The following is a 19420-nucleotide window of genomic DNA, read 5'->3' as shown; positions in this document are numbered from 1 at the left end:
GTTTCAAAACTTTTTTTGCGATAAAAAACCGCCCTCAGGCGGTTTATTCAATTAGAGCTGATATTGCCAGGCTTATTCTTCGGTGGTATCGGCTTCAATAATTACCGGGATAGGTTTACCCATGCTGGTCAGAATTTGCCGTACTTCGGCCGGGATTTGGTGTGGATTATCTTTACGTAAGTCTTCATCAGCCGGCAATGGCTGGCCGGTAAAGGCATGCAAAAACGCTTCGCATAACAATTCACTGTTAGTGGCATGGCGCAGGTTGTTGACCTGGCGGCGGGTGCGCTCATCGGTTAATACTTTTAAAACATTAAGCGGAATGGAAACGGTAATTTTTTTTACTTGTTCTGACTTTTTACCATGTTCCGCATAAGGATGGATGTATTCGCCATTCCATTTAGCCATAAGGGTACCTTAGTTATTTATAATGGTTATTCGTATTTGCTCGCGCAGCTGACAAATTCTAACTTTTTATCCTGCCATGTCCAATAGAGAGCAACAAATAATCATTATAGACGGCTAAATGGTTTGACATCCAATTTTTGATAGATATACTTTTAGACGTCTAAACATCCAAAAGTAAAAATCTACAAGGTGCCGTTATGTCTCATTCAGCTGCTGCAACCATTACTGCCCGGGCCGGTATTGCTCAGGATACGGCGTTTGGGGCGGTTACCCCACCTTTATATTTAACTTCAACATACGAGTTACCGGCTTTTAAACAACCCGGCCAATATGATTACTCACGCTCCAACAATCCTACCCGCGATACCCTGGCTGATGCGTTATGTCAGTTAGAACAAGGTGCGCGGGCGATAGTAACCGGTAGTGGCATGTCGGCTTGTTTGCTGGCGCTGCAACTATTGGGGCCAGACGATACCCTGGTGATCCCGCATGATTGCTACGGCGGCAGTTATCGTTTGTTCACTAATCTGGCCCAGCGCAAACAGGCTTTTAAGCTGGTGATCATCAATTTTCAGGATACCGGCTGGGCTGAAAAAATCAGGGCGGCAAAGCCGGCAATGATCTGGCTGGAAACGCCGAGCAACCCCTTACTGCAAATTACCGATGTTAAGGCTGTTTGTCAGTTGGCTGCAGGTTTGCAAGCTAAAGTTGTGGTCGACAACACTTTTTTATCGCCGGTATTGCAACAGCCGCTGCTGTTAGGCGCCGATATCGTGGTGCACTCCACCACTAAGTATATTAATGGCCACAGCGACATTGTTGGCGGTGTGCTGGTAGCTAAAGACCCCGCAATTGGTGATGAACTGAAATGGTGGGCTAATTGTTTAGGGGTAACCGGACCTGCTTTTGACAGCTATATGACGTTGCGCGGTCTGCGCACACTGGTGCCACGGTTGCAGTTACAACAACAAAATACGGCTGAACTGGTCAGTTTTTTGCAGCGTCAGCCACTGGTCTGCAAATTGTATTACCCGGGTTTGCCGGACCACCCGGGCCATGCCATCGCCAAGGCGCAACAAAAGGGCTTTGGGGCAATGTGCAGCTTTGATTTAGCTGCGCCGGCCGAAGCCTTACCGGTATTTTTTGCCAGCCTGCAATTATTTACCCTGGCCCAGTCATTAGGGGGCATTGAAAGCCTGATTTGCCATCCGGGTTCAATGACTCATGCTTCGATGGATGCACCAGCACAGCAAACTGCAGGTATTGGCCCGACACTAATTCGGTTGTCGGTAGGAATTGAAGCCCCGGCAGATTTAATCGCCGACTTACAAGCTGGCTTTATTGCAGTAGCAAATTGGCTTAATACCCCGCACCGTAATAACAACGCTGATCGGGTTGCCAGCGGTAATGCCTTGAAGGGCTCAGCCGACCAGCAATTCCGGCTAAACCCGGCTTTAACAGCATTTTGGTAAATAAAGATGACTCAGCATTTAACAGCAGCGCTTATCCGGCCAGCGGTAGAAGTACATAAATTTGGTGGTAGTAGCCTGGCCAGCGCAGCGCGGTTTCAGGCAGTTGCCGGCCTGGTGCAGCAACAGTGTGGTTTACCCTGGGTGGTAGTTTCTGCTCCCGGTGACACCACCGATGCTTTGCTGGCATTGCTTGCAGGTTATGATAATGGCGATGACATTAAACCGCTATTAACTCAACTTACGACGCAGTTGCAGCAACTGATTACCGCAACCTTGTCAGCACAGGCGGCAATGCCGGTAATTGCAAAACTGAACAACTGGCTTGAGCAAATTCCGCAGTGGTTAGCCAGCAGGCAACGCAACGAGGTTCTGGCAATTGGTGAACTACTGTCGGCCTCATTACTGGCGGCATTGCTAACCGAGCAGGGCAGGCCGGCAGCGGCAATTGATGCCCGCGATTTTCTGGTATTTCAGGACACTAATCCAAACTGGCAGCAAAGCTCATTGCTGTTGGCTGAAATAACCGCAGCCGCACCCCAGTCGGACCTGATTTATGTCGTCACCGGCTATATAGGCCGCAATCAAGCTGGCGTTAGTATTACGCTGGGTCGCAATGGCAGCGACTACAGTGCCACTCTGCTGGCAGCGCTACTTGCTGCAGATAAAGTCAGTATCTGGACTGACGTAAAAGCGATTTACAGCGCTGACCCGCGCAAATGTGCCAACGCCAAACCCTATGCCAGAGTCAATGTGCGTCAGGCTTGTCAGCTGGCTGCACTGGGTAACCCGGTACTACACGCCCGAACCCTGGCCCCACTAGCTGGCAGTAGCACCAGTTTGCTGGTGCGAAGTGCGTTGCAACCCGGCCAAACAGGCTGTGAAGTTGTGCCTGACGCACCGGCGCAGACGTTTCTGACCAGTCTGGCGTCGGTGCGGTTGGTGTCGCTGGCCAGTACTCCGGTAGTCAGTACCGCTGCGCTGGCAGAACAGTTACAAAGCCCGGTGATCGTGTTGCCGCAACAACATGATGGCAGTGATGACACCAGTCAGCGCTGGCTTATCCCGTCACAGGCCTGGCCTGAAGCAGCGGCATTGTTGCAACAGCAAAGTTGCCATCCACTGGCAGATACCATTAATTACTATGCACTGGTTTGGTTAAAAGCAAGTGTTCAGCAACAGGTTAGCCCTGCTTTATCTCAGCTATTGCAGCAATATGAAGTACAGCACAGGTATGAAAATGATCAACTGGCAGTTTGGCTATTTAAACGGGAGTTAACAGTGGCAGAGTTAAATCAGGTCCACCAGCACTGTGTGCTCACTCCAACTTGCTTGCAACTACTGGTGGCTGGTACCGGTAATGTTGGCGCTGAGTTCTTGCAGATGTTGCCCCAACAGATACAAGCACTGGAGAATAATATTAGTTTGCAGCTGGCCGGTGTGTTTAATTCACGCCAGGCCTGGCTCGGCGATGCGCTTAACCCGTTGCAATGGCAAAAAGAGCTTGCTGCCGCTGACAGTTATTCTGACACTGAGCTGCTGGCTTATATACGCCAGTTGCCGGGGCCAAAAGTGCTGGTTGATATTACGCCCAGCCTGCAATTTGCCAGGCAGTATCAGGATTTCATTGCCGCGGGTTGTCATATTATCAGTGCTAATAAACAAGGCGTAACACTACCGCTGGCCGAGTACTACACCATTAGGGATGCCTTAACAGCCAACCAGTTGAGCTGGCGCAGCAATACCACAGTCGGTGCCGGTATTCCGGTGCAACAGGTGATGCAGGCCCTGCTGCAAAGCGGTGATAAAGTTAAACGGATTAGTGGCGTATTCTCCGGTACCTTATCCTGGTTGCTATGTAAGTTTGACGGCAGCCAGCTTTTTTCAAGCTTGCTGGCACAGGCGGCCGAACTCGGCTTTACTGAGCCTGATCCGCGCGACGACTTATCCGGTATTGATGTTCAACGCAAGTTGCTGGTGCTGGCACGTGAACTGGGACTGAGTATGGAGCTGGAGCACATCAGTCTGCAGCCGTTAATGCCAGAGGAACTTGCTGCCGGCAACTGGGCAGAGGCCTGGCAGCAACGCGGCTTGCTGGACACGATGCTGGCCAATGCCTGGGATGAAGCCAAAGCTGCCGGTAAGCTACTGCGTTATGCCGCCAGTTTAACCCTGACTGACCGCGGGCCAATAGCTGAGGTTAAGTTACTGCTGGTGGCACCAGATGAGCCTTTGGCTGCGCTGGCACCCTGTGACAATATTTTTGTGATTGAAAGCCAGTGGTATAGCGACAACCCGCTGGTATTAAAAGGCCCGGGGGCAGGCAAGCAAGTTACTGCCGGTGGTATTCATGCTGATGTGGCCCAGTTGTGTCAGCAGCTAATTTTAACTGGCGCAAGCCACTAAGTATGACGGTTTAACGAGAAAAATTATGGCCTTTGCTAACGCTCAATATCTGGATGCAATCAACCGCAACCTGCACGATGTGCAGGGAAAAGTTAATGTAAGCTTTGAATTTTTTCCGCCACGAACTGCACAAATGGAACAAACTTTGTGGCAGTCGATTGAGCGGCTGGCGCCATTGGCGCCCTCTTTTGTCTCTGTTACTTATGGTGCTAATTCCGGAGAGCGGGATCGCACTCACGATATTATCAAATCAATAAAACAACGTACTGGTTTAATTGCGGCACCGCATTTAACCTGCGTTGACGCCACTAAACAGCAGCTAATTGATATTGCGCGTGATTACTGGAATAACGGTATCAGGCACATAGTGGCGTTACGTGGCGATTTACCCCCGGGCAGCACCGACGTACCAGAGTTATATGCTGCCGATCTGGTTGAAATTCTGCGCTCTGTTGCTGATTTCGATATTTCAGTGGCGGCATACCCGGAAGTGCATCCGCAAGCGCCAAATGCTCAGTTCGATTTGCTGAATTTGAAACGTAAAGTTGAAGCCGGTGCCTCAAGGGCGATAACCCAGTTTTTCTTTGATATCGAAAAGTTTTTACGGTATCGCGACCGCTGTGCCGCAATTGGCATTGATGTCGATATTATTCCGGGTATTTTGCCGGTTACTAACTTTCAGCAATTGCAGAAATTTGCCGGCCTGACTAATGTTGCTATTCCAAACTGGATGAATAAGGCTTACCAGGGGCTGGATAATGACCCGACTACCCGCAATCTGGTGGGCGCTAATATTGCGATGGAAATGGTAAAAGTATTGAGCAGGGAGGGGGTTGACCAATTCCACTTCTATACCCTTAACCGCAGTGAATTAAGCTATGCCATTTGTCATTTGCTGGGCGTGCGGCCGGTAGTTTAGTAACCGCTGTTTAATCAGGCTTCCCAAATATTGGCAAAAGCGGTAATCTTGCGGATGCAAGTTGTGCTTTCTTGAGACAGGGATTGGCCATGCCGTTGTTAACTGTTTACCGATGCTGTGCATATAGCCTGCTGTGGTTACTGTTTGGATTGCTGGTTACACCCGTAATCGCGACAGACAATGACATTGTCAGCCTTGATAACTACTTCAGCGAAAGCTGGACTACCGTCCACGGCTTACCTCACAACACAGTTAATGCTATTGCCCAGACACCTGATGGTTACCTGTGGTTTGCAACCTGGGAAGGTGTCGCCCGTTTTAATGGTCGTCAGTTCGATATTTTTGAGCGCAGCACTGAAACCGGCTTACCTGACTCTGGGATCCGGACGTTAAGTGTTGCAGCTAATGGCGATCTGCTGGTGGCCGGTTCACGGGGGGGCATTGCACGGGTAAAGGGACATCAATGGCAAAGTTATCCGCCACTGGGCGTCTTGATAAACAAAGCTATGGTGGACAGCCAGCAGCGGCTTTGGCTGGCAACCGAGGGTGAAGGGGTTGTTATGCAGGCGCCGGATGGCAGCCGGCGCCAGTTTACTGAAGATAACGGTTTACCTGCCAATGCGGTCCATAGTTTGTTTGAAGATAGTACAGGCCAGATTTGGATAGGAACCGCAGCTGGCCTGGCATTAATTGACACTAACCTGACACTTTCTCAGCAATTTGCTGAGCAGCTGACCTCTCCGGTATTTGCTCTGGCTGCCGACAAGCAGCAACAGTTGCTGATTGGTACTGAACGCGGTTTGTTTCAGCTTAGTAACCAACAACTGACAGAATTATTGGCTAACGTGCCGGTCGCTACCTTGTTGCCGGAAGCGTCGGGCATGTTATGGATAGGCACTGTCGACCGCGGTTTACTCAGGCTTTATAACAACACTCTGGAACAACTGAGTATCGAGCAGGGATTACCGAATAACCGGGTGCTGGCATTGTTGCGCGATAAAGAGCAAAGCCTGTGGGTTGGCACTAACGGCGGTGTTTTCCGTCTGCGCGATGCCCCTTTCACAACCTATACCAGCGACCAGGGCCTGGCAGATAATTATGTTCGTACGGTAATGTCTGACCAGGCAGATTGTGTCTATGTAGGCAGCAGCAGAGGCCTCGACCAGATTTGCAGCGGGATTATCCGCAATATTGACCTCTCAAGTCATGCCAAAGGGCAATCTGTGCTCAGTCTGGCTCTGGATCAGCAGCAAAGCTTGTGGATTGGCACCTATACGGATGGCGTGTTGCATTACGCTGAAGGTAATGTAGTTGCCTACTATCGTAGTGAAGATGGCCTGGCAGCGAATGAAGTTCGTGCTATTTTGCCAAGGCCTGATGGCTCGGTGCTGGTTGGTACCTCTCAGGGGTTAAGTTTAATTAAAAATGGTCAGCTTAGTACACCGGTAGACGCGGTAGCGCTGCCTTCTCCCTTTATTATGGCATTGCATCAAACCGACGATGGCCGGGTATTTATAGGTAGTGGCGCCGGGGTATCGGTATGGCAGAACAACAAGGTGCGTCAGCTTGATTTCAGTGTATTGGATCAAGCGGAATATGCATTCGGGTTTATGGAGGATCCTGCTGCCGGTATTCTGTGGATGACCACAGATCGTGGCCTGGTAGCTTTTGATCTTGCCACTGAGCAACTGGCGCTGGTGGGACGCAGTCATGGTATGCCTTTTGATAAACTTTTTCAGCTGGTTATTGATCAACAGCAACACTTCTGGATAACCACTAACCGGGGTGTACTGCGACTAGGCAGACAGCAGGTGCTGGATGTCGTGTACGGCCGGCGTGACCAGATTAACTATGAAATATTCGGCGAAAGTGACGGTATGGCCAGCGCTCAGGCAAATGGCGGCTCTTCACCTGCTGCCAGCTTGCATAGCGATGGCGCTGTTTGGGTTGCCACTTCTGTTGGCGTCAGTAAAGTGCAACCGGCCAGGTTAAGCTCCTTTTCAGCGGTAATACCGCCAGTGGTGCTGGAAAAACTGGTGGCAGATGGCAAGCAATACTCGCTGCAGCAACCGATCGAACTGGCAGCCGGCACCAGCCGGATAGAGCTGGAATATGCTGGTCTGGGTTTTATTATGCCGCAGCATATTCAGTACCGCACTATGCTGGAAGGGTTTGAACAGGAATGGGCAGGGCGGGATACTCAGGTTAACGTGCAATACACTAACTTAGCGCCTGGCCAGTATACTTTTAACGTAGCGGCTTCCTATCCCGATGGTGGCTGGAGCCCGGTCGCGGCGTCGGTATCTTTTAGCATTGCACCTCACTTATGGCAGCGGCCACTGTTTCAGTTGCTGGTAATATTAGCGCTGGCTGCATTAGTCATTACCGCTGTGCGTTGGCGTCTGGCCAGCTTAAAACGCAGTGAATTGAAATTGAAACGACAAGTGGCTGAGAAAACGGCTGAGCTGGCAGCTCTGGCCAGACTGGATTCACTAACCGGCCTGGCTAACCGTCGGGCATTTGATGAAGCCATGCAGCATGAGTTAAAAAGGGCAAAGCGGCAACAAGAACCGTTGTGTCTGGCATTGCTTGATATTGATCACTTTAAGCAGGTCAACGATAACTGGTCACATAGCGTGGGTGATGAGGTATTAAAGCGGGTAGCTGCAACCTTGCAGCAGCATTGCCGGGATATAGATTCGCTGGCCCGCTGGGGCGGGGAAGAATTTGTTATTTTGTTACCAGATACGCCACTGGCAACAGCACAAGAAGTATGCGACAGACTGCGTCAATGCATAGCCAATACCTGCTTCGTTGACATTGTACCTGATTTAACTGTTACTTTAAGTATAGGTGTGGCGATGCTGGAGCATAAAAATGATGGTAAACAACTACTTATTGATGCAGATAAAGCGCTATACCGGGCTAAAAACTCAGGTCGTAATGCGGTAATAAGTTATGATAATACTGACAGTGGTGAAATCTGACAAAGTAGATAAAAATTCACAAAAACAGCATAATTATTGTTGATTCTGCATGTTGGCCGTTCTACACTAGCAACCGTTTTATGCTATAACTTTTAGCTGGTTTTGCAATTGAGAATGGTTAACATGTCTTTAGTGTCTTCTTCTGATCAAAAAATTCGCAGTGCGGTACTCGGTGCTGCTGGCTACAGTGGTGCTGAGTTATGTGCCTTGCTGGCTGCTAATCCTTACTTCTCACTGGATCATGCTTTTGCTTCTGCTGGCCGCACTGCCGAGCCATTAAGCAATTTATATCCGCGCTTTACCAATGCCATTGATATTGTGGTTGAACCCTGGTTCGACGAGCGGATCAGCACTTTGCAAATAGATGTCGCTTTCCTGGCGTTGCCGCATGAAGCAAGTGAAGCGGTTACTCCCTTATTATTGGCCGCTGGCATAGTGGTGGTTGACTTATCCGGTGCCTTTAGGCTCAAGCAGGCAGAGTTGTATCCTAAATATTATGGTTATCAGCATCAGCATCCACAGCTGCTGAACGACGCAGTTTATTGTCTGATGGAATGGTTAAGTGAGGCGCCGGGCAATTTAATTTCGGTACCTGGTTGTTATCCCACCGCCTGCTCCCTGGCGTTGTTACCCTTGATCAAGGGTGAAATGCTGGCTGAGCAGTGTATCCCTGTTATAAACGCGACCAGTGGGGTGTCGGGAGCAGGCCGCAAGGCGGCACTCAGCACTTCATTTTGTGAAGTAGGTCTGAATGCCTATGGCTTTTTCGGCCATCGGCACCGGCCGGAAATTGAACAGAACCTTGGTCGCAAAGTGGTGTTTACCCCCCATTTAGGTAATTTTAAACGCGGCATTCTGGCCACCAGTGTGGTGACCTTGAAATCTGACGTGAGTCCGGAGCAGGTCAAACATGCCTTCACTGAGGCTTATCAGCATAAGCCGCTGGTCAGGCTGTTAAGTCAGTCTCCCAATGTCGCTAATGTGGTGGGCACACCCTATTGTGATTTGTACTGGCAGCAAGACGGTGAGCAGCTGGTGGTGGTATCTGCTATTGATAATTTACTAAAAGGTGCCGCAGCCCAGGCAATGCAGGCGGCAAATGTGCGCTTTAACAAGCCGGAAACTGCAGGTTTATTCAGCGGGGTGGTGGCATGAAAACCTTACCGTTGATAATAAAAATGGGTGGCCGCTTATTACAGGAGCGCCCGGCCTTGGATGCCTTGCTGACAGTTTGTCATCAACTTAAACAACAGCGGCCAGTTGTGCTGGTGCATGGCGGTGGTGATCAGGTTGATCAATGGCTGACAAAATTTGGTTATACCACCGAAAAAATTGACGGCCAGCGGGTGTCGCCCGCAGAGCAAATGCCAGTAATTACCGGTGCTTTAGACGGTGCGGTCAATGCTGAACTGGTTAGCCGGGCATTGCTGCAGGGCTTAAACCCTGTGGGCCTGAACCTGTCTGCCGGCAACAGTTTGCAGTTTACTGTTAACGCTAAACTGGGGGCTGTCGGTCTTGCCAAAGCTAATGACGCTACGCTGATTGAATTATTACTTGAACAAGGTTTTACCCCGGTGTTCAGCTCAGTAGGTATTGGCAGTGAAGGCCAGTTGCTGAATGTAAATGCTGATTTAGCCGCTGCGGCTATTTGTCAGCTGGTGCAGGGTGAATTGGTATTGCTGACGGATGTGCCGGGCATCCTGGATAGCCAGATGCAGCTGATTGCAGAACTTACTCCTGCCGGCGCTGCCGAGCTGGTTGCCAGCGGCGTAATTAAAGGTGGCATGAAAGTTAAATTGGATGCAGCGCTGGAAACAGGGTTGGCATTGCAGCGCAATATTATTGTCGCTGGCTGGCAGCAACCGGAGAATTTATTAAAACTGATGCAGGACGAGCCGGTAGGCACCAGCATTTTATATTAAACCCGCCAGGGTGTTCTTGCACACCTATGGCTTTATCAGGAAACCGCATAGCGGATTACAGCGTGTTTTATGAGTAAATTAAGCCAGCTCTTGTGCTTAGCCGATCTGGACCGGAACCAACTTAACGATATTCTGAATTTAGCCGTTGAGATTAAACGTAACCCGGGGCAATACAGTAGCGCCCTCGCAGGTAAAAGTATTGCCTTGCTGTTTGAAAAGCCCTCGCTTAGAACCCGGGTGAGTTTCGACGTCGGCATCAATAAGCTGGGCGGTCACAGCGTTTATCTCGACTTACAAAACGGTGCTATGGGTGTGCGTGAGTCTGTGCAGGATTTTGGCAGCAATCTGGCGTGCTGGACCGATGCGATCGTGGCCCGGGTTTTTTCGCAGAAAACCCTGATAGAACTGGCGCATAGCAGCAAAAAGCCGGTGATTAATGCGCTCAGCGATTTATATCATCCCTGTCAGGCGCTGGCAGATTTACTGACCCTGCTCGAACAGTTTGGTGAGCTGGATAAGGTGCATCTGGCCTTTGTTGGCGATGGTAATAATGTTTGTCATTCATTAATGCTCGGTGCGGCCATTATGGGGATGGACTTAACCGTTATTACCCCACCGGGCTTTGGCCCGGATGCCCATGTGTTGTTAAAAGCTCAGCAACTGGCAGCGAAAAGTGGTGCCAAACTGGTGCTAAGCCAGCATTTGTCTTCTGCTGCTGGAGTAGATGCATTATACACCGATACCTGGCTATCGATGGGTGCCAAAGCGGATCCAAAGCAAGTGGGTCAGTTGTTTGCTGATTATCAGATTAACACCGCGGCAATGCAGCGTTTAGCGGTGAAACATTTTATGCACTGTTTGCCGGCGCATCGGGGTCAGGAAGTGACCAGTGAGGTGCTGGACAGTGATTATTCGCTGGTATTGCAGCAAGCCGAAAACCGGATGCATGCCCAGAATGCCGTTTTAGTCAGTTTATTTAGTTGAGGTAACAATGATTGTAAAAAAAGTGGTATTGGCTTACTCGGGTGGTTTAGATACATCGGCTATCGTGCCTTGGTTAAAAGATAATTATCACTGTGAAGTGATTGCTTTTGTTGCCAATGTTGGCCAGGGCGATGAAGAGCTGGCTGGGGTAGAGCAAAAAGCCATTAATTCGGGCGCCAGCAGCTGCTATGTGGTTGATCTGCGCCACGAGCTGGTTAATGAAGTTATTTACCCTACCTTAAAAACCGGTGCGGTATACGAAGGTCAGTATTTACTGGGCACTTCGATGGCCCGGCCGGTGATCGCCCGGGCCCAGGTTAAGCTGGCACTGGAGCTTGGTGCCGACGCGTTATGTCATGGCTGTACCGGTAAGGGTAATGATCAGGTGCGGTTTGAAAGCTGCTTTGCGGCGTTAGCCCCGCATTTAAAAGTTATCGCGCCATGGCGCGAGTGGCAGTTTAACTCACGCCAGTCTTTGCTGGATTATCTGGCAGAGAAAAAGGTGCCTACCACCGCTTCAGCCACCAAGATATACAGCCGTGATGCCAACCTATGGCATATTTCCCATGAAGGCGGTGAGCTGGAAGACCCCTGGTGCGAGCCATCTGAGCAGGTATGGATGTGGACCAAATCACCCGAGCAGGCGCCAGATCATCCTGCCTATGTTGAGCTGGCATTTGCTCGGGGACAGTTAAGCCATGTTAACGGCAAGCAGCTGGATGGCGTGGCAGCAATTGAGCTGTTAAACGAACTGGGCTCAGAGCATGGCGTGGGCCGGATTGATATCGTTGAAAATCGGCTGGTGGGTATGAAATCACGCGGTTGTTATGAAACCCCGGGCGGCACCATTTTACTTGCTGGTTTAAAAGGGTTAGAAGCACTGGTGTATGACCGTAGTTCGCTGAAGTACCGCGAGGAAATTGGTCTGGAGTTTGCTCAGCTGGTATACGATGGTCGCTGGTTTACGCCATTAAAAGACGCTTTGCTGGCTGCTGCAACCTCGCTGGCCGAACAATTAACCGGTGAAGTGGTGATTAAGCTTTATAAAGGTAACGTTACTGTAGCGAAACGTCGCTCAGTTAATACCTTGTACTCGGAAGCTTTTGCTACCTTTGAAGGTGATGAAGTTTACGATCAGAAAGATGCGGCTGGCTTTATCCGGCTATACAGCCTGGCCAGTCGGATCCGGGCCATGCATCAACAAAAGGATTAATCGTTATGGCGATGTGGGGAGGACGGTTTACCGAGGCCACCTTAAGCGAGTTCAGAGAGTTTAATGACTCGCTTAGTTTCGATTATTTACTGGCGCAGCAGGACATTGCGGCTTCCAGAGCCTGGACCAAGGGGCTGCTGCATGCAGCAATTATTACTGCTGCGGAAGCGCAGCAGCTGGAACAGGGCCTGGCAGATTTAGCTATTGCTATCGACGCCGATCCACGTTTGCCATTGCAAACCAAGGAAGAAGACATTCATAGCTGGGTAGAAAGTCAGCTTACCGCTAAGCTTGGCAGTGTTGCGAAAAAGCTCCACACCGGGCGCAGCCGCAACGATTTAGTGGCAACTGATTTAAGGTTATGGACCCGCTTACAAGCTGGCACAGTGCGCAAATCATTGTTGGCTGCGCTGGCAGCATTACTTGAGTTTGCTGATAAAGCTGAACAAGCCGTGATGCCGGGTTTTACCCACTTGCAACGGGCACAGCCGGTATTAGTCGCACACTGGGCGCTGGCCTACGTTGAAATGTTTAAACGCGATTTAGGCCGGTTGGACGATGCCTTAGCCAGGATGGACAGTTGTCCGCTCGGTTGCGGTGCCCTGGCAGGTACCGGCGTTAATATCGATCGCCAGGTCCTGGCAAATGAGTTGGGTTTTAGCAATGCGGCGCTTAATAGTCTCGATGCCGTCTCTGATCGCGATTATCTGGTGGAGCTGTCAGCAACCGCCAGCCTTTGTATGACTCACTTATCGCGCTTGTCAGAAGATGTCATTTTCTTTTGCTCGGGCGAAGCGGGCTTTTTTAAGCTCGGTGATGCCATCAGCTCGGGCTCGTCACTGATGCCGCAGAAGAAAAACCCGGACGTGTTTGAGCTACTCCGGGGTAAAACCGGCCGGGTGCTGGGTCATCTGGTGGCTATTTTGCATGTACTGAAAGGTTTGCCACTGGCTTACAACAAAGATATGCAGGAAGACAAACAAGGCTTTTTTGATCTGATGCACAGCTGGCAGCAGTCGCTGTTGGTGCTGGCGACAGTATTGCCGCATCTGAGCGTAAACCGGCAGCAATGTCGCAAGGCGGCAGAGCTAGGCTACAGCAATGCCACTGACTTAGCTGACTATCTGGTGAGCAAGGGCATGCCGTTTCGGGATGCCCATGAATGTGCCGGCGAGCTGGTGTTAATTGCCTCAAAACAGCAAGTACCGCTGGAAGCGTTAAGTTTGAGCCAGTTGCAACAGGTAAGCGAGTTAATTGCCGATGATGTCTATCCGGCACTGACCCTGGAGGCCGGGATGGCCAGACGTTGTGCATTAGGCGGCACAGCGACAGAGCAGGTTGGCCAGGCGCTGGCTAATGCTAAAAGCTGGTTTGAGAAGACGATTTCGGGGTAACAACCCGTAGCTGGTTATCAGACAGAATTAAAGGCCAGCAAAATGCTGGCCTTTAATTTACACGTAGAATTTTGCTTAACTTATCCAGCGCAGCGTCGCCGTTAGAATAATTCCGATTCGTCCGGTTCGGCTTTTTTATCATTATCAAAATGAATTTGCTGCACACTATTCTGACTGTACTGGCTGGGTTCAGTACCTATCTTAAAGTACTCAAAACTGCTGGTATGGTCGGTACTGCGGCTGAGTAAGCCACTGGCCAGATCAATCCTTACCGACGCCAGACCGGTAGGAGGTTGCAGCGGTTGCTCATCATAACCGGGTAGTACTTCTGTCATATAATTTAACCAGGCAGGCAAAGCTGTACGGGCACCTGATTCGGTTCCGGCACTCTGATCCTGGCCCATATTGGCATGCCACTGCGCCCGGCCCAGGCTGCGATTGGCATCGTCAAACCCTACCCAGGTGGTTACCGCCGTTGCAGCGGTAAATCCGGAAAACCAGGTGTCTTTAGAATCGTTAGTGGTACCGGTTTTTGCTGAAATATCACGACGCTTTAAACGCTGCACCCGCCAGGCGGTGCCATTCCAGCCTGTGCCCTGTTGCCAATCACCGCCGCCCCAGACACTACTGGTAAGGGCATCGGCAATTAAAAATGCATTCTGACTACTGATAACCTGTTCGGCTATTACAGGTTCGGTCAGCTCAGGGTTGGCTGGCTCAGCTTGTTGCATGGAATTAAACAGTTCATGCAACTGTTGTTCACTGTCAACATCATACGCTGGCTCGTCAGCAACTTCTGCCAGCTGATCGTCGGCTGATAATTCGCGCTGACAGTCTGCGCAGGCAATCTCCGGCTGATGTTGATAAATAACCTCATCCTGTTCGTTAAGCACGCGGTCGACCACAAAAGGCGTTACCAGAAAACCGCCATTAGCAAACACCGCATAACCTGTTACCACCTCAAGTGGTGTTAATGACGCAGAGCCCAGAGACAGTGTCTCGTTGCGTGGCAGATCACTGGCTACAAAGCCAAAGCGCTGTAAATGACGAATGCTGTCGTCTATCCCAACGCCGCGCAGTAGTCGCACAGATACCACGTTTTTCGATTTAGCCAACGCTTCCCGGATCCGGATCGGTCCATCATATACTGGTGGTGAATTGCGGGGACGCCAGGCTATACCGGCATTATCATCCCACTGATGGATCGGGGCATCGTTCATAACTGAGGCCAGGGTATAACCTTTTTCTAACGCTGCAGAATAGATAAAAGGCTTAATATTTGAGCCGGCCTGGCGCTTGGCCTGAGTAACCCGGTTAAACTGGCTCTGGCTGAAACTGTAACCACCAACCAGGGCCTGGATAGCACCATTTTGCGGATTTATTGCAACCAGAGCGCTGCTGGCAGCCGGCACCTGACTTAATCGCCATTGCCCTGCCTGTTGCCGAACCATAATATGCATGCCTGGTGCCAGAATGGCTGCGGCACTTTTCGGTGCGACACCCTGACGCTCATCAGTAATAAATGCTCTGGCCCATTTTAAACCATCCCACTCAATGGTAATTGTCTGGTCACTGGCCAATAAGACGTCGGCACTATTTTCATACACGGTTAGCACAACTGCCGGAAATAAATCTTCAATACCTTGTTGCCCGCTTAAATAAGCAATGATGTCGGCATATTCCGGCCGGTCTGCTTCTGTAAATATAAGCTGCTGCTCCTGCTCCTGCTCTGTATCAACATCAACATCAACATCAACATCTTGCTGGGTGCCAGTTTGTTCCGCCAGCTCAGCTTGCCACAATATTGCTACCGGGCCGCGGTAGCCATGGCGCTCATCGTAATCATACAAATTCTGTTGCAATGCTTGTTGGGCAGCATGCTGCTGGTTGCTGTAAATAGTAGTAAATACCCGGTAGCCCTCAGAGTAAGCCGCGTCTTCACCAAATTGCTCAACCATCTGTTGGCGCACCATTTCCGCAATATAGGGGGCAGACGCAGTGATCTGAGCGCCATGTAACTTACTGGTAATGGGGGCAGCCAAAGCCGTCCGGTAATCTTGCTCGCTAATCATATCGATTGCGCGCATTCTGGTTAACACGGTATCACGGCGATTTTTGGCATTCGAAGGTGAACGGATGGGGTTAAGTATTGAAGGAGCCTTGGGTAAGCCCGCAATAATGGCTATTTCATCGAGCGTCAACTCAGCTACAGTTTTGCCAAAATAAACCTGAGCGGCAGCGCCAACACCGAAAGAACGATGGCCTAGCTCAATTTTATTCAGGTATAGCTCGAGAATCTCATCTTTATTCAGAAGTTGCTCAATCCGGAATGCCAGAAAGACTTCCTTGATTTTTCGCATGATCTTTTTTTCCCGGCTAAGGAAAAAATTCCGGGCTAACTGCTGAGTAATAGTACTGGCGCCCTGACTGAAGTCTCCTGATGATGCAACCACCGTGGCGGCCCGCATTATACCAATAACATCTATACCCGGATGATCATAAAACCGAGTGTCTTCAATAGCTAAGAACGCCTGAATCAGTAAAGGTGGCATTTCATCCAGTTTTAACGGTATCCGTCGCTTCTCGCCAAATTGGGATATAAGTTGACCGTCAGCGGTATAAACCTGCATCGGGGTTTGCAGCTTTACTTCCTTTAAGGTAGCTACATCAGGCAGATCATTTTTGACGTAAAAGTACATTGCCACGATCGTCAGGATCCCAGCGAAAAAACCAACCAGGCTGACAATTAAAAGTTTTTTAACCCAAGACACTGAATAACCCCAATTTTTACTCCCAATTCCTTTACAACGCTGCTAGTATATATTTATTGGCTGTCGATGAAACGCTTTTTCTTGCTAAAAAATAGCGTCTGAGCTAAGAATACGACAATAAGAATCATAACTATAAAATGGCCACAGGAAGCTATGATAAAAAGCCTGTTCAGTAAACAAACACCCATGATGGTTGGCATTGATATCGGTGCCCACTCCGTCAAGGCTGTGCTGTTAAGCCAGCATGGCGATCAGTATAAGGTTGAAGCCTTTGCTGTCGAGCCAATGATTAAAGGCGCGATGTCTGATCGGGAGATCCAGGATATCGAAGCCGTAGGTAACGTGATCGGCAAGATCCGCAAAAAGATCCCCAGGTCGGTCAAGTTTGCTGCGGCTGCAGTGTCTGGATCCACAGTGATCAGTAAAGTCATTTTTATGGATGTGTCATTAACTGATGCTGAACTGGAAAGTCAGATTGAAGTTGAAGCAGATACATTAATCCCTTATCCGTTGAACGAAGTTAGCCTTGATTTCGAGAAACTCGATGTCAACGAGTCAGATCCTTCCAAAGTCAACGTATTGCTAAGTGCCGCCAGGACTGAAAGTGTTGAAGCACGTGTTGCTGCGCTTGATAATGGTGGTTTCAGTGCCAAGCTGGTTGATGTGGAAAGTTATGCACTTAGCCGGGCTGCTGAGCTTTGTTTAAGACAGTTGCCGGATGATGCTGCGGGCAAGGTGGTCGCCCTGGTTGATATTGGCGCGACTATGACCTTACTTAGTATTGTCGAGAAAGGTAAAACCTTATATACCCGCGATCAGGCCTTTGGCGGCGAACAATATACCCGCAGTATTTTGTCTTACTACAACAAAAGCTATGATGAAGCCGAACTGGCGAAAGTCAGTGGTGACTTACCACCGAACTATACCTTCGAGGTACTGGCGCCGTTCCAGACTATGCTACTGCAACAGATTCGACGTGGTATTCAGATGTACCTGACCAGTAGTGGCCGCGATGCTGTTGATTATCTTATTGTCTCTGGTGGTACCGCATTAATTGATGGCATAGACAAGCTATTGATTGATGAGTTAGGTATTCACACCGTTGTTGCCAATCCGTTTAAAACAATAGATGTTGCTACCTCGGTTGATCGTGAACAATTAAATAAAAGCGCCCCGCAACTGATGGTTGCCAGTGGCCTCGCCTTACGGAGTTTTTCATCATGGCATATATAAATTTACTGCCCTGGCGGGAAGCTGCGCGTAAAGAAAAACAGAAACAATACGTTACGGTCCTGGCAATGACAGCAGTAGTTAGTTTCTTAGTGTTCTTTCTAATCAACATGGTTTATAGCAGCATGATTGATGGTCAGTATCAACGCAATCGCTATCTGGAGAACGAAATTAAGGTATTGGACCAGAGAATTGCTGAAATTCGTACCCTGAACGAAACTAAACGTAGCTTACAGCAGCGAATGAGTCTGATCGAACAGTTACAGGGCAGTCGTAATCTCGGTACTGAAATAATGTCTGAAATTGCCCGGGTAGTGCCATCGGGTATTTATCTGACCCAGTTGGAGAAAAAAGGCTCAAATTTATTATTGATAGGCCGCAGTGAGTCGAACAACCGGCTGTCAACAATGCTGCGTGATGCTGAGCAGTCTGAATTGCTGGATAGTCCTCTGCTCGAGTTTATTGAAGCTGGTAAAGATGAATCACGGTTACTGAGTAATTTTAAAATGCATCTTACAGTGAAAGGCTATGAAGCGGTGCAGGATGATCAGCCGGTTACACCCAGTGCGAGAGGTGGTGCACGATGAGCCTGAATTTCAATTTATCTGAAATTGATATTAATGATCTTGATATCGAAAACATGGGCTCCTGGCCCGTTGCAGCCAAAGTAATTTTCGCCATTATTTTGGCGGCAGTGGTAGCAGCTCTAACTTATTTTCTGTTAATCGACAGCAAAATTGACGAATTAAACAGCGCTAAACAAAAAGAGACTGAGCTACGGCAGGTTTATCGCACCCGTTACGCATCTGCAGTGAACCTTGATTTGTATAAACAGCAGATGGTAGAAATGGAAAATACTTTCTCGTTTTTGCTGAAACAGTTGCCGACGACTCATGAAACGCCTGGTTTGCTGGATGATATTACCTATGTAGGTACTACCAGCGGCTTGACCTTTCTGCGGATAAACTGGGAACCGGAAATTGAGAAAGAGTTTTATACTGAGCTGCCAATTAAAATTGACGTAGTTGGTGATTATCATCAGTTTGGTAATTTCGTTAGTGAAGTGGCTAAGTTACCCCGAATAGTCAGCTTGCACGATTTCTCTATCCAGACTGAACAGAACGAACGGCTGCGTTTTAATGTTACTGCTAAAACCTATCGTTATAAGGAGACTGCACAATGAGAAAACTCATCTTAGCAGTTTCTGTTGCGACCTTATTATCCGGTTGCTTTGATGACTTAAGCGACGTTCAGGCCCATATGGATTCTGTTAAAGCCAGTACTCAACCGAGAGTTGAACCTTTACCAGAGGTTAAAGAATTTGAGCATATCGCTTATGTCTCTCAAAATAGCCGTAGTCCGTTTTCAGAACCACGGCCTGAAGCAGTACAGGATCGATTCTTGCAAGTACAGGATTGTTTGCATCCGGACCCGCGGCGGCGCAAAGAACCGTTAGAGAAATATGCACTGGATAACCTGAAAATGCGCGGTACTCTTGGTGATACCGGTAATATCTGGGCGTTAATTGAAGCATCAGATAAAACCTTGCATCGGATAACGTTAAATAACTATGTTGGTTTATTTCATGGGCGGGTAATTACGGTAGAGCCTACCCATGTTGAATTGTTAGAGTTAATCCCAGATGGGGCAGGTTGCTGGAAAGAGCGGACTACCATGATTCAGATGGTTGAAAATACAGCAATGGCGAGTAATTGAT

The 19420-nt window shown here is 49.2% G+C and carries 15 protein-coding genes; 13 read left to right on the top strand and 2 right to left on the bottom strand.

The features are described from left to right. Positions 1–72: 72 nt before the first annotated feature. Positions 73–408 carry a met regulon transcriptional regulator MetJ gene (gene metJ / locus H141_RS0107945; protein ID WP_019675723.1) on the bottom strand — a complete coding sequence of 112 codons (336 nt, stop codon included), beginning with the start codon at positions 406–408 and terminating at the stop codon, positions 73–75. Positions 409–605: 197 nt separating this feature from the next. Here metJ and metB point away from each other — a divergent pair, with 197 nt between their 5' ends. The 9 genes from metB (at position 606) to argH (ending at position 13702) form a co-directional block, all read left to right on the top strand. Beyond that, on the top strand, positions 606–1880 hold the full coding sequence (metB, locus tag H141_RS0107940) for a cystathionine gamma-synthase (protein WP_019675722.1): 1275 nt from the start codon (positions 606–608) through the stop codon (positions 1878–1880). 6 nt (positions 1881–1886) lie between these two features. Further along, positions 1887–4283, top strand: coding sequence for a bifunctional aspartate kinase/homoserine dehydrogenase II (gene metL / locus H141_RS0107935; RefSeq protein ID WP_019675721.1), 2397 nt, complete (start codon positions 1887–1889; stop codon positions 4281–4283). Between the two features lie 25 nt (positions 4284–4308). Then, complete coding sequence (gene metF, locus H141_RS0107930; RefSeq protein WP_019675720.1) at positions 4309–5202, top strand: methylenetetrahydrofolate reductase; 894 nt, start codon at positions 4309–4311, stop codon at positions 5200–5202. Between the two features lie 89 nt (positions 5203–5291). Beyond that, positions 5292–8189, top strand: a complete 2898-nt coding sequence (locus H141_RS0107925) for a ligand-binding sensor domain-containing diguanylate cyclase (protein WP_019675719.1) — start codon at positions 5292–5294, stop codon at positions 8187–8189. A 123-nt stretch (positions 8190–8312) separates the two neighbouring features. Continuing rightward, on the top strand, positions 8313–9344 hold the full coding sequence (gene argC, locus H141_RS0107920) for an N-acetyl-gamma-glutamyl-phosphate reductase (protein ID WP_026349321.1): 1032 nt from the start codon (positions 8313–8315) through the stop codon (positions 9342–9344). Continuing rightward, a complete protein-coding gene (argB, locus tag H141_RS0107915) occupies positions 9341–10111 on the top strand; it encodes an acetylglutamate kinase (RefSeq protein ID WP_019675717.1) in 771 nt (256 codons plus the stop codon). Before argC ends, argB begins: the two co-directional genes overlap by 4 nt. A 69-nt stretch (positions 10112–10180) precedes the next feature. Then, positions 10181–11095 (top strand): ornithine carbamoyltransferase, encoded by a 915-nt coding sequence (locus H141_RS0107910; protein ID WP_019675716.1) that lies wholly within the window; start codon positions 10181–10183, stop codon positions 11093–11095. 7 nt (positions 11096–11102) lie between these two features. Then, on the top strand, positions 11103–12308 hold the full coding sequence (locus tag H141_RS0107905) for an argininosuccinate synthase (RefSeq protein WP_019675715.1): 1206 nt from the start codon (positions 11103–11105) through the stop codon (positions 12306–12308). Between the two features lie 5 nt (positions 12309–12313). Beyond that, positions 12314–13702 (top strand): argininosuccinate lyase, encoded by a 1389-nt coding sequence (gene argH, locus H141_RS0107900; protein ID WP_019675714.1) that lies wholly within the window; start codon positions 12314–12316, stop codon positions 13700–13702. Positions 13703–13803: 101 nt separating this feature from the next. On the opposite strand, the gene H141_RS0107895 is transcribed toward argH, so the two are convergent. Then, the gene (locus H141_RS0107895) at positions 13804–16473 is read right to left on the bottom strand and encodes a penicillin-binding protein 1A (protein ID WP_019675713.1); all 2670 of its coding nucleotides are present in this window, start codon (positions 16471–16473) and stop codon (positions 13804–13806) included. Between the two features lie 153 nt (positions 16474–16626). On the opposite strand from H141_RS0107895, the gene H141_RS0107890 reads away from it, so the two are divergent. Genes H141_RS0107890 through H141_RS0107875 form a run of 4 tightly spaced genes read left to right on the top strand, consistent with a single transcriptional unit; the run spans position 16627 to position 19419 of the window. Further along, positions 16627–17706 (top strand): pilus assembly protein PilM, encoded by a 1080-nt coding sequence (locus H141_RS0107890; protein ID WP_019675712.1) that lies wholly within the window; start codon positions 16627–16629, stop codon positions 17704–17706. Further along, positions 17694–18290, top strand: a complete 597-nt coding sequence (locus H141_RS0107885) for a PilN domain-containing protein (protein WP_019675711.1) — start codon at positions 17694–17696, stop codon at positions 18288–18290. The genes H141_RS0107890 and H141_RS0107885 overlap by 13 nt, the downstream gene beginning before the upstream one ends. After that, positions 18287–18886 (top strand): type IV pilus inner membrane component PilO, encoded by a 600-nt coding sequence (locus tag H141_RS0107880; RefSeq protein WP_019675710.1) that lies wholly within the window; start codon positions 18287–18289, stop codon positions 18884–18886. The genes H141_RS0107885 and H141_RS0107880 overlap by 4 nt, the downstream gene beginning before the upstream one ends. After that, positions 18883–19419 (top strand): pilus assembly protein PilP, encoded by a 537-nt coding sequence (locus tag H141_RS0107875; protein WP_019675709.1) that lies wholly within the window; start codon positions 18883–18885, stop codon positions 19417–19419. Before H141_RS0107880 ends, H141_RS0107875 begins: the two co-directional genes overlap by 4 nt. Position 19420: the final 1 nt, after the last annotated feature.

The organism is Arsukibacterium perlucidum DSM 18276, assembly GCF_000382165.1.
GTDB lineage: Bacteria > Pseudomonadota > Gammaproteobacteria > Enterobacterales > Alteromonadaceae > Alishewanella > Alishewanella perlucidum.
The sequence above is the reverse complement of the archived record's forward strand: the minus strand, read 5'-3'. Positions and strand labels throughout refer to the sequence as shown.

What these genes read in the sequence shown, in the direction of transcription:
- metJ (WP_019675723.1), bottom strand. Translation starts at nt 408, where the DNA reads ATGGCTAAATGGAATGGCGAATACATCCATCCTTATGCGGAACATGGT.
- metB (WP_019675722.1), top strand. Translation starts at nt 606, where the DNA reads ATGTCTCATTCAGCTGCTGCAACCATTACTGCCCGGGCCGGTATTGCT.
- metL (WP_019675721.1), top strand. Translation starts at nt 1,887, where the DNA reads ATGACTCAGCATTTAACAGCAGCGCTTATCCGGCCAGCGGTAGAAGTA.
- metF (WP_019675720.1), top strand. Translation starts at nt 4,309, where the DNA reads ATGGCCTTTGCTAACGCTCAATATCTGGATGCAATCAACCGCAACCTG.
- H141_RS0107925 (WP_019675719.1), top strand. Translation starts at nt 5,292, where the DNA reads ATGCCGTTGTTAACTGTTTACCGATGCTGTGCATATAGCCTGCTGTGG.
- argC (WP_026349321.1), top strand. Translation starts at nt 8,313, where the DNA reads ATGTCTTTAGTGTCTTCTTCTGATCAAAAAATTCGCAGTGCGGTACTC.
- argB (WP_019675717.1), top strand. Translation starts at nt 9,341, where the DNA reads ATGAAAACCTTACCGTTGATAATAAAAATGGGTGGCCGCTTATTACAG.
- H141_RS0107910 (WP_019675716.1), top strand. Translation starts at nt 10,181, where the DNA reads ATGAGTAAATTAAGCCAGCTCTTGTGCTTAGCCGATCTGGACCGGAAC.
- H141_RS0107905 (WP_019675715.1), top strand. Translation starts at nt 11,103, where the DNA reads ATGATTGTAAAAAAAGTGGTATTGGCTTACTCGGGTGGTTTAGATACA.
- argH (WP_019675714.1), top strand. Translation starts at nt 12,314, where the DNA reads ATGGCGATGTGGGGAGGACGGTTTACCGAGGCCACCTTAAGCGAGTTC.
- H141_RS0107890 (WP_019675712.1), top strand. Translation starts at nt 16,627, where the DNA reads ATGATAAAAAGCCTGTTCAGTAAACAAACACCCATGATGGTTGGCATT.
- H141_RS0107885 (WP_019675711.1), top strand. Translation starts at nt 17,694, where the DNA reads ATGGCATATATAAATTTACTGCCCTGGCGGGAAGCTGCGCGTAAAGAA.
- H141_RS0107880 (WP_019675710.1), top strand. Translation starts at nt 18,287, where the DNA reads ATGAGCCTGAATTTCAATTTATCTGAAATTGATATTAATGATCTTGAT.
- H141_RS0107875 (WP_019675709.1), top strand. Translation starts at nt 18,883, where the DNA reads ATGAGAAAACTCATCTTAGCAGTTTCTGTTGCGACCTTATTATCCGGT.